This is a genomic window from Pantoea sp. X-Soil-YNGN-775 (genome assembly GCF_059730575.1).
In genome coordinates, this window is the sequence record NZ_AP035945.1 from 3,296,594 (window position 1) to 3,312,145 (window position 15,552).

A 15,552-nucleotide genomic window follows, 5' to 3' on the forward strand; every position below is an offset into this window, starting at 1 on the left:
GTAAACCCCTTACGTTACCCAATAAACCGGCGGTGCCTGACACCGCGGCTCAAAGCAGAGCAAACTTTCTGTGTAATTGGCCAGTGAGCAAATCTGCTGTCTGGCCTGCTATTCATCATCCTGATGTGCAGCCAGCACCGGTAAATACCAGCGTTGTGCCGCCTCAGTTATCTGTTGTAGCTGTGTTTCATCCAGCACGCGGCACAGGCGTTGCAGGTAGGGATCGCTGCCTTCTCCCTCGACCTGATAACTGCCTGACCACGCGGTCAGCAGGCGATTACGCGCTTTAAGCTGGGTCGCTTCATCGGTCAGAAGCTGCTGACTTTTTTTGTCATAGCTGGCCGTTAACCAGGCCCCGCCGCTTTTGTTGAGCAGCATCAGCGGCTGACGCATGCCGGCGAAATAGCCCGCCACATAGTCATTCAGTGCCGCGACGGCCGCTGGCGGGTTTAGCGCCAGAAAGCGCCAGCGACTCTGCTGCCGGCCAAACATCCGGCTGCTGCCGGTGCCGCCCAGTGCGCAATAGACCAGATGTTCCAGCCAGAGCAGCAGCCCGTCGTTCATGTTCAGCACGCCAGGCCGCCAGCGCAACAGGCCGTCGTCCTGCACCTGGGTGAGCCAGCCGGTCAGGCTGACCTGTTCCAGTTGCAGATTGACTTCCCAGCTCTCGCCTTCACTGCGCTGCGTCACCACTTCTGCCGCCACTTCCTGCATCTCATCACGCTGCGCCTGCCAGAACAGTTCGCCAAATGCGCCGTAAGGCAGATTACCCGCCGCACGGTGATGCGCATAGAGCCGCTGGGTATCCTCTCCTTCCACCAGCGCATTCAGCAACTGCGCGTTAATCTGATAGCGCTCCAGATTGTCGAGGGCGAACGGTTCGCTGTCGGGCAGTTCGTTCTCTTCCAGCCAGAAATTGACCCCGAGCCGCTGATGAAACCACGCCCGCACCGGATGACGCCAGAAGCGCAGAAACGCCTCCAGCGTCAACGCCTCAATCGACGGCGCGTCCAGCGGCTGAACGAAATCGGGTTGCGGTTGGCCTGCGCCCTGTGCGGCAGGTAACCATTCGCGGGCAAAGCTCTGCAGCCTGGCGGCAGGCTGGAAATTCTCGGCAGCAAACGGCATCCGGCTGTGCAGATGTTGCAGATGGTCCCGCACCCGCTCAGCGCTCTCATCCAGATCGCGTTCTTCATCGCCGTCCAGATAAAAACTCTGCCCGATATAATCCAGCAGTTCTGTGACCAGCACCGACGGGTAGCGTTCCGTATTATCCTGAATTGCCCGGCCGATATAGCTGATGTAGAGCTGCTGTTGTGCAGAAATCAGCGCCTCAAGAAACAGGTAACGATCATCATCACGGCGGCTGCGATCGCCTTTGCGTGACTGCTGCTGCATTAGATCGAAACCTAACGGCGCTAAAGTGCGCGGATAGACGCCATCATTCATGCCCAGTAAACAGACCACTTTGAACGGGATCGAACGCATCGGCATCAGGGTACAGAAGTTGATCTGCCCGGCCAGGAATCGCTGACTGATACGCTGCTGATCCAGCCGGCTGCGAAGATCGTCACGCAGCAGCGTGACCGGAATCGCCTCTTCAAACCTGGCATCCATGCCATATTCGATCAGCGTCTGCCACTGCTCTTCCACCAGCAGCAGCGCCGCTTCGGTTTCGGCATCGGGGCTGAAAAATGCGTTCAGCAATTCCCGGCATAGCGGCAGCCACGCCTGCAGTGGCCGCGGCTCGGCCAGCAGTTGCCGCCAGTGGTTAAGCCGCGACAACAGCTCCGCCAGATGGCCAGCCAGTTCACCCACCAGGCCGCTCGATTCATCGTACGGCAGAATCCCTTCCCAGTCCCCGTTGTGGCTCTCCATCGCGTAGCCCAGCAGCATGCGTTGCAGACCAAAACGCCAGGTATGCTGACCGGTAATCGGCAATGATAAAGCTTCTACGCTGGCGTCATCCAGCCCCCAGCGCACGCCCGATTCACTGACCCAGCGCCGCAACAGGCGCAGCCCGCTTTCATCAATGGCGAAATGGCTGGCCAGCGCCGGCACATCCAGCAGCGCCAGCACATCCTCCGAGACAAACCGACTGTCCGGCAGCGCCAGCAAATGCAGGAATGCCACAATTGCCGGATGCGCCTGACTGGCGCGGCGGTCCGAAATGGCAAAGGGTAGATAACGATCTGCCGAGGCATTGGCGAAAACCGCCTGAATAAACGGTGCATAGGCGTCGATATCGGCCACCATGACAATAATGTCACGCGCTTTCAGCGTCGGGTCAGCCTCCATCAGCGCTAACAAATGATCCTGTAACACTTCGACTTCACGCTGAGCACTGTGGCAGACCTGCACCGCCACCGAACGATCCTGCGGATCGAGCCGGCGTTTCTGATCGCTGTGCGACAGTTCCGCAGCGTCGAGTCCGATCACGGCGTTGTCCTGCAGGTTAAGCAGATCGGACTGCAGGCAGTGCAGCAGATTGTCTTCTTCCACCTCGACAAAGGCGTCAATGTCGTCATTGGCCTCCATCTGGCTAAGCAGAAACAAATTGTCGCGTCCCAGTTTGCCCCATGAGGCGAGCAGTGGATTGGTCAGCTGCTGTTCGCCGGCATCATTGAATAACGCGGGCGCCTGTGCCACATCGCGGAACAATCCGCGCGGCTCATCCGCGCCATGACGCCGACGCTGGCGGCTTTGCAGCTTAGCCAGAAAGGCATAATCCTGAATATCGCCCCAGTAATCGCGGCAGGGGTTGGTAAACAGCAAATGAATATCTATGTGGCGGCCCAGCGCCTGCAACGCCTGTAAATAGACCGGCGGCAGCGCGGAGATGCCGCAGATGAAGACCCGTTTCGGCAGATTTTCCGGCGTGTGTTGCGCCTGCTCCAGCGTCTGGATAAATCGCGCATAGAGATTGGCGCGGTGCCATTTTGGCTGACGCAGCGTTTCGGTATAACTGACCAGATCGCGCCACAGCGCCGCCTGCCAGCGCTGCGCCTCGCCCAGCCCGTCAATGGTTTCACCGCGCTCCCAGCTGTTGAGCCAGTCGGCGCGATAAACCAGATACTGGTCAAACAGATCCGCCACTCGTGAGCTCAGCTGGAACAGTTTTCGCTTATCGCCATCGTCGTGCAGATAGTGACGCAGCGAGATAAACTCCTCATGCTCCAGCATCACCGGCAACCGATGCATCAGCTTCCAGCTCATGCTGGCTTTGCTGAAGGCACTCTCGACCGGAATATCAGGCAGCACCCGGACGAACATCTCCCAGATAAAACTGGCCGGCAGCGGGAATTCAATGTTAGCTGCGATACCAAAGGTCTGCGCCAGCTCCATTTGTAGCCATTGCGCCATACCCGGACTTTGCACCAGCACCATTTCAGAGGCGAAAGGATCATCCAGAGGATCATGTTTAATCACCGCAGCCGCCAGAATCTTCAGCACATCAAGCTGATTAGAGTGATAAACGTGAAACATGAAAACTCCTGTGGTGACTCATAACATTACTGCGGTATTGCGGCCCGGTAACTCTACCGCGTATCGCGGTTGAAGCCCATAAAAAGGGCGTCAGTCGGGTGGTTTAACAGCGTAATCGCGTCAGGCTGGCGCTGCGCTGCTGCGGCCCCAGCACGTCGGCGCGTTCCAGTCGGCAGCCCGCCGGGCCGCTCCGGGTTTGCAGGGTAGCGCGCCAGCCGGGTGTCTCATGCCCGATCAGCCGCTGTTCCGCCACCCGCCACGCCTCACGCTGATTCCACTGCTGGCTGAATCCGAGCGTGAGCGCGCGATGATACTGCAACAGGGCGCTGCTGCTTAATGCCATTAACAGCAGAGCAAATAACGCTTCTGGCAGGCTGAATCCTGCTGTCTCATAGGCAGTCGTCCACTCTGGCATGCGGGCAGTAGTCGAGCCAGCCGTGCGGTAGCGGCCGGATACGGCTCTGCTGGATAGTGACCCATTGCCATACCGCCGTTCCACTGTCACTGGCTTCACCTTTAAGCAGACCTTCTCCATCTTCACCTCGCTGTAAGCAACTGCGCCATCCCTGGCGTTCGTCATGCTGGCAACGAACCGTTTCGCCCGCTGGCCAGCTAAGGGCCAGGCCCCACTGCAGCGCTGACTGCGCCCGCCAGAAATCCTGAATAAACTGCTGCTCATCAGCCAGCAGCAGCATCCCCTGTTCTAACATTTTCCGGCTGGCGTGCAGCGTGAGGCTGCCGATCACTAACAGCATCAACACCATCCCCAGCGTACTGCTGCCTTGCTGCTTCACAGGTTTTCAGCCTCCACCCAGCTTTCTACCGTTTCCAGCCAGCGCCCGGCCCGTCCCTGCAGCCGCAGGTGGATCTGCCTCTGCTGGCGGGTTACGCTGAACTGCTCCAGCGTCAGGAAAGCCGGATCGGAAAGCCGTTCCCAGCCGCCCGCGCGACAGTCATTAACCCCGCGCTGCATCTCCATTTGCTGCAACCGCAGGCGATAACCGTAGTAATCGCTGTCCGGCTGGTTAACCCCGTCCCACTGACCGTTGCTGTTTTCATCCGAGCGCAGTAACAGGCAGTTCTCACTGAGGGTCAGCGCGCCGTTGCCGCACTCACCGTGGCAATAGCCTGCGCGTCGCACTGCCTTTTCCAGCGTGGCGATGATCTGCTGCAGCTCCTGACGCAACTGTGCCCGTTGCAGCATCCCGACATTCTCGCCCAGCAGCAGCGGTAAAAAACGTCCGGCGCTGACCATCAGGACTGCGCCGATCGCCATCGCCATCAGCATTTCCAGCAGGCTGAAGCCGGCGGTTTTCAACGGCAGGCCCCGGCGTCGGTAAAACAAAAGCGGATGCGCGCGCGGGTGGAAATGATCAGCCGCAGCCCTCCAGCCTCATTCTCCAGTTCAATACTGCCCGCCCGGGCGACGTTGCGACGGCCGTAAAAGCCCGGCTCACCGCGCAGCGCGTATAACCTCACCCCAGCATAGGGTGCGATAAAATGCAGGCGCTTTCCGGCCTGACACCCGCCGATCGGCAGACTGCCGCCGCCAATACACCAGGGCTTTCCCGGCCGTGCCCACAGGACCAGGTCGCGATTTTGCCGGTAAGCCTGCGCACGGAGCCGCAACAGAAACCCCTGCAGTTGCTGAGCGGTGTCGCGTAGCTGCTGCCGTTGCTGCCAGCGCTGCCAGCCATGAAGAGCGCCAAGGCTCAGTATTCCGGCAATCACCATCACCACCAGCAGTTCCGGCAGGGTAAAGCCGCGTAACAAGTGTGTTTTCATCGGGCTAGCGTGCCGGGTGGATAAAGCGGGGACAAGCGGGTTGTTATACGGCTGGAAAAGGGGTCACAAAGAAGGCGATCATCCGACATTTACTGGCATGACGCTGCGAGCCATGCCGCATATTTTGCCGCAGCTAGCTAAAAAAAAGCCCCGGCGTGCAGGGCAGCGCCGGGGCTTTTCACAGCAGGCATCAGATTGCGACAGGCGCTTTGATCGCCGGATGCGGATCGTAACCTTCAATTTCGAAGTCATCAAACTGGTAGTCAAACAGCGAGGCGGGCTTGCGCTTGATCACCAGCTTCGGCAACGGTCGCGGCTCACGGGTCAGCTGCAGGCGTGCCTGCTCCAGATGATTACTGTAGAGATGGGTATCGCCGCCGGTCCAGACAAAGTCGCCGACCTGCAGGTCGCACTGCTGCGCCACCATGTGTACCAGCAGCGCGTAGCTGGCAATATTAAACGGCAGGCCGAGGAAGATATCGCAGGAGCGCTGGTAAAGCTGGCAGGAGAGTTTGCCGTCAGCCACATAGAACTGGAAAAACGCGTGGCACGGTGCCAGCGCCATCTGATCCAGTTCACCGACGTTCCAGGCTGAAACGATAATCCGGCGTGAGTCGGGGTCGCTTTTCAGCTGCGCGATCACCTTGCTGATCTGGTCGATCTGCTCGCCGCTGGCCGTGCCCCAGCTGCGCCACTGTTTGCCATAAACCGGGCCAAGATCGCCCTGTTCATCCGCCCACTCATCCCAGATAGAAACGTTATTTTCCTTCAGATAACCAATGTTAGTGTCACCTTTCAGGAACCACAGCAGTTCATGAATGATCGAACGGATGTGGCATTTTTTAGTGGTGACCAGAGGAAAACCTTCCTGCAGATTGAAACGCATCTGGTGACCAAAAATTGAAAGCGTGCCGGTACCGGTGCGGTCAGCTTTTGGCGTGCCTTCATTCAGCACATGTTGCATCAGGTCCAGATACTGTTTCATTTTTCCTCGCGAAATTGTGGCTGTGGACGACGACGATAGGCCCAAATCATCATGGCAATACCGGCGATAATCATCGGAACGGAGAGAATCTGCCCCATACTGATCCCGCCTTCAAACAGGCCTAGCTGGGCATCCGGCTGGCGGAAGAACTCGACGATAATACGGAATGCACCGTAGCCGATCAGGAACAGGCCAGAGACGCTGCCCATCGGGCGCGGCTTACGGATAAACAGGTTGAGGATGATAAACAGCACCACCCCTTCCAGAATCAGTTCATAAAGCTGTGAAGGATGACGCGGCAGGACGCCGTAGGTGTTGAGCAGCGCCTGATACTGTGGGTTGGTGGCGGCCAGCGCCACATCTTCGCTGCGTGAGCCAGGGAACAGCATGGCAAACGGGAAGCCCGGATCGACACGGCCCCACAGCTCGCCATTAATGAAGTTGCCGAGACGGCCCGCACCCAGACCAAACGGGATCAGAGGCGCGATGAAATCAGCCACCTGGAAGAAGTTGCGTTTGGTACGGCGAGCGAACACCAGCATCACCACAATCACCCCGATCAGGCCACCGTGGAACGACATGCCGCCATCCCAGACTTTGAACAGATAGAGCGGATTTTCGAGGAACAGCGGTAAATTGTAGAACAGCACGTAACCAATACGCCCGCCCAGGAACACCCCGAGGAAACCGGCATACAGCAGGTTTTCCACTTCCTCTTTTTTCCAGCCGCTGCCGGGCTTATTGGCACGGCGCACCGCCAGCCACATGGCGAAAACGAAACCTACCAGATACATCAGACCGTACCAGTGCAGCGAAACCGGCCCGATTGAGAAGATCACCGGATCGAACTGCGGAAATGCAATATAGCCGTTATTCATCATTCACCGTCTATTTTTCAGCCCTGAAAAGGGGCGTTGTCAGGCACATAAATTAAGGCTGCGCATCATAGCACAGCCGGTTTTGTGAATTGTCCCGCAAATGTAAACGCGGATAACGCCCAGAGTCTGACCCTTCAGGCGTATATTGTTGCAGCCAGTCTGGTCACGGACAGCGCGCAACAACCGGAGCGTACACGCGGTACGTGAGGATTGTGAGCACTGCCCAGGAGCAGAATGGCAAATAAAATAGCCTGAAGTGGCGCTTAGCGACCGCCGCGGATTAATCCGCCCAGTCCACGACGCTCCATAAAGGTCGAAACCAGATGACGCACCTCGGTGGCGGTATGCGCATTCATTCCCTGCTCACTCAACTTTTGCGCTTCTTCATGATCCAGATGGCGCAGCAGGTATTTTACCCGCGGCACGTTTTTACCGTTCATGCTGAGATGGTGATAACCCATGCCCACCAGCAGCGCGACGCACATCGGATCGCCCGCCATTTCACCACACAGGCACAGTTCCAGATTGGCCAGACGGGCTTCATACGCAATGGCGTGCAGCGCGCGCAGCATCGCCGGGTGCAGCGAGTCGTAAAGATTGGCCACGCGGGTGTTATTGCGGTCCACCGCCAGCAGATATTGGGTCAGATCGTTGGTGCCGACTGAAACAAAATCTACGCGCGACGCCAGATGCGGGATCATAAACAGCATCGACGGCACTTCGATCATGATGCCAATGCGCGGCGCGGGGATGGCATAGCCCAGCATCTCTTCTACTTCACGACCGGCGCGGTCGATCAGCCGTTTCGCTTCGTCGATTTCATCAATATGACTGATCATCGGCAGCAGAATACTGAGATTGCCGGATGCCGCATTCGCCCGCAGCATCGCCCGGACCTGCACCAGAAAAATTTCCGGCTGGTCAAGCGTCAGGCGGATGCCGCGCCAGCCCAGACAGGGATTTTCTTCACTGATCGGCATGTAGGGCAGCTGTTTATCTGCACCGACATCGAGGGTGCGCAGCGTGACGGGCTTGTTGTGAAACAGCTGCAACATGCCCTGATACTGCGCCACCTGCTCCTCTTCTGACGGGAAGCCATTCTGCAGCATGAAGGGAATTTCGGTACGATAAAGACCGATGCCGTCAACCCAACTGCCCAGCGCCTGTTCATGCTCCGGACTTAAACCAGCATTGAGCATCACCTGTATGCGCTCGCCGCTTTTCAGCTCACCTGGTTGATCGACTACTCCTTCCGCCATCTTGCTCAGCGCATTTTCTTCGCTGATCAGACGCTGATACTCCTGCACCAGCACCGGTTCGGGGTCGATTAACAGCTCGCCACGGTAACCATCGACGATCAGCAACCGTTTATTCAGCTGATGCGGCAGAATATCGGCGCCCATCACCGTCGGGATACCCATAGCGCGCGTCAGGATCGCCGCGTGAGAGTTGGCCGCGCCGTCGCGCACCACTACCCCAGCCAGCCGTTCGTGCGGCAGTTCAGCCAGCGAGGTGGCGGTCAGCTCATCGGCCACCAGCACGAAGCGCTCCGGCCAGGCATTGGTGCCCACCAGCGAATCATCAAGGTGAAATAGCAGCCGCTGACCGAGCACCCGCAGATCGCCTGCGCGTTCGCGCAGATAGCTGTCGGTCAGCCGGGCGAACTGTTCGGCAAACTTCTCGATTACCTGTTTAACCGCCCACTCCGCCACCGATCCGCGTTCGATCTCATCGAACAGATCTTTTTTCAGCCGGGCATCGGTTAACAGATGCGAGTAAAGGTCGAAGATCGCCGCGCTCTCTTTCTGCACGCTGGCGCTAAATCGTTTACTGAAGCGGCGGAACTCACTGGCGGCCTCGCTCATGGCGAGCGACAGGCGTTCACGTTCGCGCTGAACGTCCAGCGTGGACGCGGCGGAAACCTGATCGAGCAGCGGCTGCGTCTCATCGACCCAGCCCGGTGCCACCGCCACACCGGGTGCTGCCGCAATCGCGCGCACCCGGGTCTGGCGGAACTGGCCAAACAGCTGGCCCATCTGCGATTGCGACAGCAGCGCCGCCATCTGTGTGGCCAGCGTCACCAGAAACGATTCTTCACTCTCGTCGAACTGGCGATGTTCACGCTGCTGGACCACCAGCACGCCAAGCAACTGGCGACGGCTGATAACAGGCACGCCGAGGAAGGAGCGATAGCGCTCCTCTTTAACTGCGGGGATATATTTAAAGCTGGGGTGACTCTGCGCGTCAGCAAGGTTGATCGGCTCGGCCAGACGGCCGACTAACCCGACAATGCCTTCGTCAAACGCCAGCGTCACGGTGCGGCCGCGCGGCTTTTTCAGTCCGCGCGTCGCCATCAGGTAATAGCAGCGACGATCGTGATCGGCGAGGTAAACGGAACAGACTTCCGTTTCCATCGCCAGACAGATCTCATTGACCAGAATGTCGAGTGCTTCATTCAGACGCGGCGCACTCGCCACTTTTTCTACAATTTCGCGCAACTGAGTGAGCATAAAGGGCGTGGCCTATCCTCTCTTACGTCGATGGGCAGGATTGTTTCGCTGCCCCGCACTCTCCTGCATAGACATCACCACGCCAGCGAATTCCTTCATTACCCGACGATAGACGTCGCGCTTGAAGGAGACAACCTGACGCACCGGATACCAGAAGCTCACCCAGCGCCAGCCGTCGAACTCAGGCGTGCTGCTGTGCTGCACATTGATATCCGCGTCATTAGACATTAACTGCAGAAGAAACCACTTTTGTTTCTGGCCGATACATACCGGCTTTGTGTCCCAACGCACCAAACGTTTTGGCAACTTGTAGCGCAACCAGTTACGGGTAGATGCAAGTATTCGAACATCTTTACGGTGTAACCCTACTTCTTCGAACAGTTCGCGATACATCGCCTGTTCAGCGGTTTCACCGGGATTGATGCCTCCCTGAGGAAATTGCCAGGAGTGCTGTCCAAAGCGCCTGGCCCATAACACTTGTCCCTGCCTGTTACAAATTACGATACCAACATTCGGGCGGTAGCCATCATCATCGATCACCGGACTACCTCAAAGCTAAATTTGAATAGCCTGATTGTTTCACACTCCTTACAGGCGGTAAACCACTGGATTCACGGGGTGTTAAGCGCAAAACTTCGGGATAACTCACAGAGAAGCCGCTAGTTATAAACAATCGCAGCCAGAAAAGTCGATCTTATTCACCTTTTCTGTGGATAGCTTTGTGCAGAACGCGGGAGTTAACTGAATAACCTTGCGGGATGCGTCTGTAATACCAAAAAAGGAAAATTTATTATCATCATGATTATTATAATGAAAACAAGCTAACTGATAAATCCCGGCTCGGCTAATCGACCGATAAAACTGTTCCCCCCTTACAGTTGAGCGAATTTTAACCAGCCAGCATCTTATCCACAACGAATCGCTCAGCCTTAGGCCAGAGCGGGCAAATTATGCCCAAAAGTGCGAAAGTCAAGGCTGTAAATGGAACCAGTACCGCACAGTCAGGCCGGTTATCCCATTTTTCTGTGGATAACCCGGTATGAGATCCTGTTCATTGTTGCGAGTAAGTTGGGATAACCTGAAGCGTCCCATAATATTGCCAGGGTCAATCAGTAAAAAAAGCACGATCTATCATGTTATTATCCCCGCTCAGCACGGTAAATATTTCGGGTAAACCCACTGTGCAACATCCTGTACATTTTTTGAGCACTGCGAGTCATTAATATGAACTACCTGCCAGCACCGCCTGAAGATGAAGCCACCCTGCTGGCCAGGGCGCAGGATTTAGCCGGGTTAACGCTGGAAACGCTGGCCGAACGGGCGGGCCTGACGATGCCTGCCGATCTGAAACGCGATAAAGGCTGGGTCGGTATGCTGCTGGAATTGCATCTCGGGGCCAGCGCCGGCAGCAAAGCCGAACAGGACTTCGCCCATCTCGGCATTGAACTGAAAACCATTCCGATTGATGCCAGTGGCAAACCGCTGGAAACCACCTTTGTCTGCGTCGCCCCGCTCACCGGCAACAGTGGCGTCACCTGGCAGAACAGCCACGTGCGACACAAACTGTCGCGGGTGTTGTGGATCCCGGTTGAAGGCCAGCGGGATATTCCGCTGCGGCAGCGCCGGGTCGGCGCGCCGTTACTCTGGAGCCCCGACGCGGAAGAAGATGAGATGTTACGGCAGGACTGGGAGGAGCTGATGGATATGATCGTGCTGGGCAGGGTTGAGCAGATCACGGCACGGCACGGTGCCTGGCTGCAAATCCGTCCCAAAGCAGCCAACAGTAAAGCCCTGACCGAAGGAATTGGCGATCGCGGCCAACCGATCCTAACCTTACCGCGCGGTTTCTACCTGAAAAAAAGTTTTACCGGACCGCTGCTGGCGCGCCACTTCCTGCTTTAACAATGACATTCTGATCTGATGTGGCGCAATTTTGTGGGAGAGAAGCAAATTCAATGCGTATAATCCCCGTTTAATTTTCGTTTAGGATTGAATGTAGGTATGTTTGAGTGGATTGCCGATCCCAACGCCTGGCTGGCACTGGGAACCCTGACCATCCTTGAGGTGGTACTGGGTATTGATAACATTATTTTCCTGTCGTTAGTGGTCGCTAAACTGCCAAAGCATCAACAAGCCAGCGCGCGCCGTATCGGTTTGTTGGGCGCAATGTTAATGCGTCTGGCCCTGCTGGCCTCTATCGCCTGGGTCGCCCGGTTGACGAATCCGCTGTTTACCCTGATGGACCATGCGTTCTCTGCCCGCGATCTGATCCTGCTGTCTGGTGGTCTGTTCCTGCTGTGGAAATCGAGCATGGAGATCCACGAAACCATCGAAGGTAACGAAGCGGAACAAAAATCTAACGTCCATTCGTTCCTCGGTGCGATCGTGCAGATCATGCTGCTGGATATTATTTTCAGTCTGGATTCGGTGATTACCGCCATCGGCCTCTCCGATCATCTGTTTATCATGATGGCGGCCGTGGTGATCGCGGTGCTGATGATGATGTTCGCTGCCCGCAGCATTGGTGAGTTCGTTGAGCGCCATCCGTCGGTTAAAATGCTGGCGTTAGCTTTCCTGATTCTGGTCGGTTTTACCCTGATTCTGGAGAGTTTCGCGGTGCATGTACCAAAAGGTTACATTTATTTCGCCATGTTCTTCTCAATGGCGGTTGAGTGCCTTAACCTGATGCGCAGTAAGAAAAAAACCGCATAGAAATGTCAAGGGCGAGCGTGCTCGCCCGCAAATTTTCAGATTCCTACGATTACTCCGGCCGGCAAAACGATTTATTACTACACTTTTTGCAGTCGATGATGTGTGGAGATGAGGCGTGATGAAAGGATGGGCAGGTATCGCCATTGTGGCACTAACCGCAGCGATGTTAAGCGGATGCAGTTCTGATTATGTGATGGCAACGAAAGATGGCCGGATGATTATGACCGAAGGTAAGCCGACCATTGATAAAGAGACCGGGCTGGTGCAGTACACCGATCAGTCGGGTCACGCAGTACAGATTAACGGCGATGAGGTTTCGACCATCATTGAACGCTAAGTGCGAAATTGTCTCGCCTGCCACAGATTCCCCACTGGCAGGCGATTTCCCCGACTTTTCCCCCTTCCTTCCCCGCCATTGCTCGCGCTATAGTCCCTGAGGACACAACATTCCATTCCATAAAGAAAAGGAAGCTGGCAATGCACTATCATCGTATTCCCCATAGCACGCTGGAAGTGAGTCAGCTGGGGTTGGGCACCATGACGTTTGGCGAGCAGAACAGTGAAGCCGACGCCCATGCCCAGCTGGATTTGGCTATTCGTTCCGGCATTAATTTTATTGATACCGCCGAAATGTATCCGGTACCACCGCGTCCGGAAACCCAGGGTCTGACCGAACAGTACATTGGCAGCTGGCTGAAGCAGCGCGGCAGCCGTGACAAAATCATTCTGGCCAGCAAAGTGTCGGGCCCGTCGCGCGGTAATGATGCGTCGATTCGCCCTAACATGGCGCTGGACCGCAAGAACATCCGTGAAGCGCTGGATGCCAGCCTGAAACGCCTGAATACCGACTATATCGATCTTTATCAGCTGCACTGGCCGCAGCGTCAGACCAACTACTTTGGCAAGCTGGGCTATCAGTACAGTGAAACTACCGCCCAGGTGACGCTGCTGGAGACGCTGGAAGCGCTGACCGAGCAGGTTCGCGCCGGTAAGATTCGCTATATCGGGGTGTCGAATGAAACCGCATGGGGCGTGATGCGCTATCTGCAACTGGCGGAGAAGCATGAACTGCCGCGCATCATCAGCATCCAGAATCCGTACAGCCTGCTGAACCGCAGCTTTGAAGTGGGTCTGGCCGAAATCAGCCAGCATGAAGGGGTTGAATTGCTGGCCTACTCCAGCCTGGCGTTCGGTACCCTGAGCGGTAAGTATCTGAATGGCGCGCAGCCTGCCGGTGCCCGTAATACGCTGTTTAGTCGCTTTACCCGCTACAGCGGCGAGCAGTCGCAGCAGGCGATTGCCGAGTATGTGGCGTTAGCCCACCAGCACCAGATTGATCCGTCACAGATGGCATTGGCCTATGTGCGTCAGCAGCCGTTTGTTGCCAGCACCCTGCTTGGTGCGACCACGCTTGAGCAGCTGCAGACCAACATCGACAGCTTCAATCTGACGTTAAATGCAGAGATCCTGGAAGGCATTGAGGCGATCCACCGCCGTTATACCTATCCGGCACCCTGAGCCCTCCGCTGCCGGCCGCCACGAGTGCGGCTGGCACACCTTATATATCCCGATAATAGAGCTGCACGCGCTTATCGGGATACTCCAGCGCCTCGCCCTGCGGCTGCCAGCCAAAACGGTCATAGTAGCCGCTGAAGGTCGACCATAACCACAACCGCGAATACCCCTGATCCTGGGCGTGTGTAATCACCCGCTGCTGCAACGCGTCGCTGACGCCTTTGCCGCGCGCCGGCGCATCGACATAGAGTGCCGCCAGCCACGGGAACAGATCCTGACGGCTGATCAGATCGCATCGCCAGAAGCCTGCCGTGCCGATCGCCCTGCCCGCCTCGACGGCGACAAAGGTGACCGGGAAATCGGCGCCGCTCAGGCTGCTGGCGACGATGCTGGCGAAGAAGTCACGGCTGTTGGGGTCGCCGAAAGCGCGCCACTGCCATTCGGTGATCTGATCGGCAAAATGGGGCACGGCGCTGAGCGGCACAATCTCCATTACATCAGTTTTCCCTGGAAGATTGGCACTGAATCAAACAGGTAACCGTCGAAGTCTGGCGCATCCGCATCCGACAGCTCAAGCAGGGTGTTTTTCACATTTTCCAGGTGCTGCCAGGTGGCCTGCCATGCGCCCATCACATCGCGGCGACGCAGCGCGGCCAGAATGGTCTGGTGATCGCCCAGCCATTTCAGCCGGTAGGCGCGGGTTTCAAACTGAGGGCGTAGCTGCTGCCACAGCGGGCTGCTGTCGTGATGACGCCAGATACTGGTGACGGTGTCGAGCAGCATCTGATTCTGACTGGCTCCCGCCAGCAATAGGTGAAATAACTTGTCGTTATCCTGACTGCTGTCGTTGGCGGCGATGGCGCGCTGTTCCTGCTCCAGCGTGCGGCGCAGGTTTTCAATATCCGCTTTGGTGGCCATTTTAGCGGCAAACGCGGCGATGTTGCTCTCCAGCAGCTGACGCGCCTGCAGCATTTCGAACGGGCCGACATCGCTGCGGAAAAAGGCCTCTTCTTCATCATCGCTGGCGGAGGGAATGCGCATCACATAGACGCCGGAACTCTGGCGAATATCCACCGTCCCTTCCAGCTCCAGCATTAATAGCGCTTCGCGGACGATGGTCCGGCTGACGCCCCAGGTTTCAGCCAGCTGACGTTCAGGCGGCAGGCGCGATCCCACCGGATAGTGTCCGTCGCTGATTTGCTGGCGCAGATGCTGACCAATTTCCTGATACTGCTTTTTTTCTTGCGGCGCTTCGGCTTTGTCCACGCTGTCACCCTTTGCAATCATTGCGCTAACGGCATTGCCGCCGTTCCCTGCGCGACAATGCCTGCGAGCCAGAGAAGTGACCCGCAAACTGAGACTCAGTGTATCAAAGCCAGCGCCTGATCGAGTACCTTTGCACCATTCAGAGTGCCATAGGCAACAGAATCGATTACCGCAATCGGCAACTGATAGCTGTCGGTCAGTTTTTTGTTCGCTTCCAGCTTAAAGCGCACCTGCGGCCCCAGCAGCACCGCCACCACCTCGTTGCCGTAATTTTGCAGCTCCTCTTGCAGATTCTGCTCGGGAATCGCGTAGATGTGGAAGGCTAATCCACGCGCGGCGGCCTCTTTTTCCATCCGCGTTACCACCATTGAGGTCGACATGCCTGCGGCACAGGCCAGCACAATACGTTTCATCA

16 protein-coding genes are annotated in these 15,552 nt (G+C 56.9%); 4 read left to right on the forward strand and 12 right to left on the reverse strand.

Annotated elements, in window-relative coordinates; translation table 11 throughout:
* Positions 1-108 precede the first annotated feature (108 nt).
* The 9 genes from recC to rppH all read right to left on the reverse strand — a co-directional run bounded on the left by recC (position 109) and on the right by rppH (position 10,184).
* Positions 109-3,486 carry an exodeoxyribonuclease V subunit gamma gene (recC, locus tag AC6I8I_RS15310; protein ID WP_497828037.1) on the reverse strand — a complete coding sequence of 1,126 codons (3,378 nt, stop codon included), beginning with the start codon at positions 3,484-3,486 and terminating at the stop codon, positions 109-111.
* Positions 3,487-3,589: 103 nt separating this feature from the next.
* A complete protein-coding gene (locus tag AC6I8I_RS15315) occupies positions 3,590-3,901 on the reverse strand; it encodes a prepilin-type N-terminal cleavage/methylation domain-containing protein (protein WP_312758419.1) in 312 nt (103 codons plus the stop codon).
* Entirely contained in the window at positions 3,876-4,280 is a 405-nt protein-coding gene (locus AC6I8I_RS15320) for a DUF2509 family protein (protein ID WP_312758422.1), read from the reverse strand. The genes AC6I8I_RS15315 and AC6I8I_RS15320 overlap by 26 nt, the downstream gene beginning before the upstream one ends.
* The gene (locus AC6I8I_RS15325; RefSeq protein WP_497828038.1) at positions 4,277-4,804 is read right to left on the reverse strand and encodes a prepilin peptidase-dependent protein; all 528 of its coding nucleotides are present in this window, start codon (positions 4,802-4,804) and stop codon (positions 4,277-4,279) included. The genes AC6I8I_RS15320 and AC6I8I_RS15325 overlap by 4 nt, the downstream gene beginning before the upstream one ends.
* Positions 4,801-5,271, reverse strand: coding sequence for a prepilin-type N-terminal cleavage/methylation domain-containing protein (locus AC6I8I_RS15330; protein ID WP_312056032.1), 471 nt, complete (start codon positions 5,269-5,271; stop codon positions 4,801-4,803). Before AC6I8I_RS15330 ends, AC6I8I_RS15325 begins: the two co-directional genes overlap by 4 nt.
* A gap of 190 nt (positions 5,272-5,461) precedes the next feature.
* Positions 5,462-6,256 carry a thymidylate synthase gene (thyA, locus tag AC6I8I_RS15335; protein ID WP_069728874.1) on the reverse strand — a complete coding sequence of 265 codons (795 nt, stop codon included), beginning with the start codon at positions 6,254-6,256 and terminating at the stop codon, positions 5,462-5,464.
* Positions 6,253-7,134 carry a prolipoprotein diacylglyceryl transferase gene (gene lgt, locus AC6I8I_RS15340; protein WP_312056045.1) on the reverse strand — a complete coding sequence of 294 codons (882 nt, stop codon included), beginning with the start codon at positions 7,132-7,134 and terminating at the stop codon, positions 6,253-6,255. Before lgt ends, thyA begins: the two co-directional genes overlap by 4 nt.
* 263 nt (positions 7,135-7,397) lie before the next feature.
* On the reverse strand, positions 7,398-9,644 hold the full coding sequence (gene ptsP, locus AC6I8I_RS15345; RefSeq protein ID WP_312056031.1) for a phosphoenolpyruvate--protein phosphotransferase: 2,247 nt from the start codon (positions 9,642-9,644) through the stop codon (positions 7,398-7,400).
* Between the two features lie 12 nt (positions 9,645-9,656).
* Positions 9,657-10,184 (reverse strand): RNA pyrophosphohydrolase, encoded by a 528-nt coding sequence (gene rppH / locus AC6I8I_RS15350; protein ID WP_031376193.1) that lies wholly within the window; start codon positions 10,182-10,184, stop codon positions 9,657-9,659.
* 684 nt (positions 10,185-10,868) lie between these two features.
* On the opposite strand from rppH, the gene mutH reads away from it, so the two are divergent.
* The 4 genes from mutH (at position 10,869) to AC6I8I_RS15370 (ending at position 13,874) form a co-directional block, all read left to right on the forward strand.
* A complete protein-coding gene (gene mutH, locus AC6I8I_RS15355; protein ID WP_312056030.1) occupies positions 10,869-11,546 on the forward strand; it encodes a DNA mismatch repair endonuclease MutH in 678 nt (225 codons plus the stop codon).
* 99 nt (positions 11,547-11,645) lie between these two features.
* Positions 11,646-12,356, forward strand: coding sequence for a TerC family protein (locus AC6I8I_RS15360; RefSeq protein WP_031376195.1), 711 nt, complete (start codon positions 11,646-11,648; stop codon positions 12,354-12,356).
* Between the two features lie 118 nt (positions 12,357-12,474).
* The gene (locus tag AC6I8I_RS15365; RefSeq protein WP_031376196.1) at positions 12,475-12,693 is read left to right on the forward strand and encodes a YgdI/YgdR family lipoprotein; all 219 of its coding nucleotides are present in this window, start codon (positions 12,475-12,477) and stop codon (positions 12,691-12,693) included.
* A 140-nt stretch (positions 12,694-12,833) separates the two neighbouring features.
* A complete protein-coding gene (locus tag AC6I8I_RS15370; RefSeq protein ID WP_312056029.1) occupies positions 12,834-13,874 on the forward strand; it encodes an NADP(H)-dependent aldo-keto reductase in 1,041 nt (346 codons plus the stop codon).
* Positions 13,875-13,914: 40 nt separating this feature from the next.
* Here the strand turns inward: AC6I8I_RS15370 and AC6I8I_RS15375 are convergent, their stop codons facing one another.
* From AC6I8I_RS15375 to AC6I8I_RS15385, 3 genes are all read right to left on the reverse strand, one after another.
* Complete coding sequence (locus AC6I8I_RS15375; protein WP_312758433.1) at positions 13,915-14,364, reverse strand: GNAT family N-acetyltransferase; 450 nt, start codon at positions 14,362-14,364, stop codon at positions 13,915-13,917.
* Positions 14,364-15,137 (reverse strand): FCD domain-containing protein, encoded by a 774-nt coding sequence (locus tag AC6I8I_RS15380; protein WP_033733824.1) that lies wholly within the window; start codon positions 15,135-15,137, stop codon positions 14,364-14,366. The genes AC6I8I_RS15375 and AC6I8I_RS15380 overlap by 1 nt, the downstream gene beginning before the upstream one ends.
* 95 nt (positions 15,138-15,232) lie before the next feature.
* Complete coding sequence (locus AC6I8I_RS15385) at positions 15,233-15,550, reverse strand: PTS sugar transporter subunit IIB (protein WP_312056044.1); 318 nt, start codon at positions 15,548-15,550, stop codon at positions 15,233-15,235.
* Positions 15,551-15,552 lie beyond the last annotated feature (2 nt).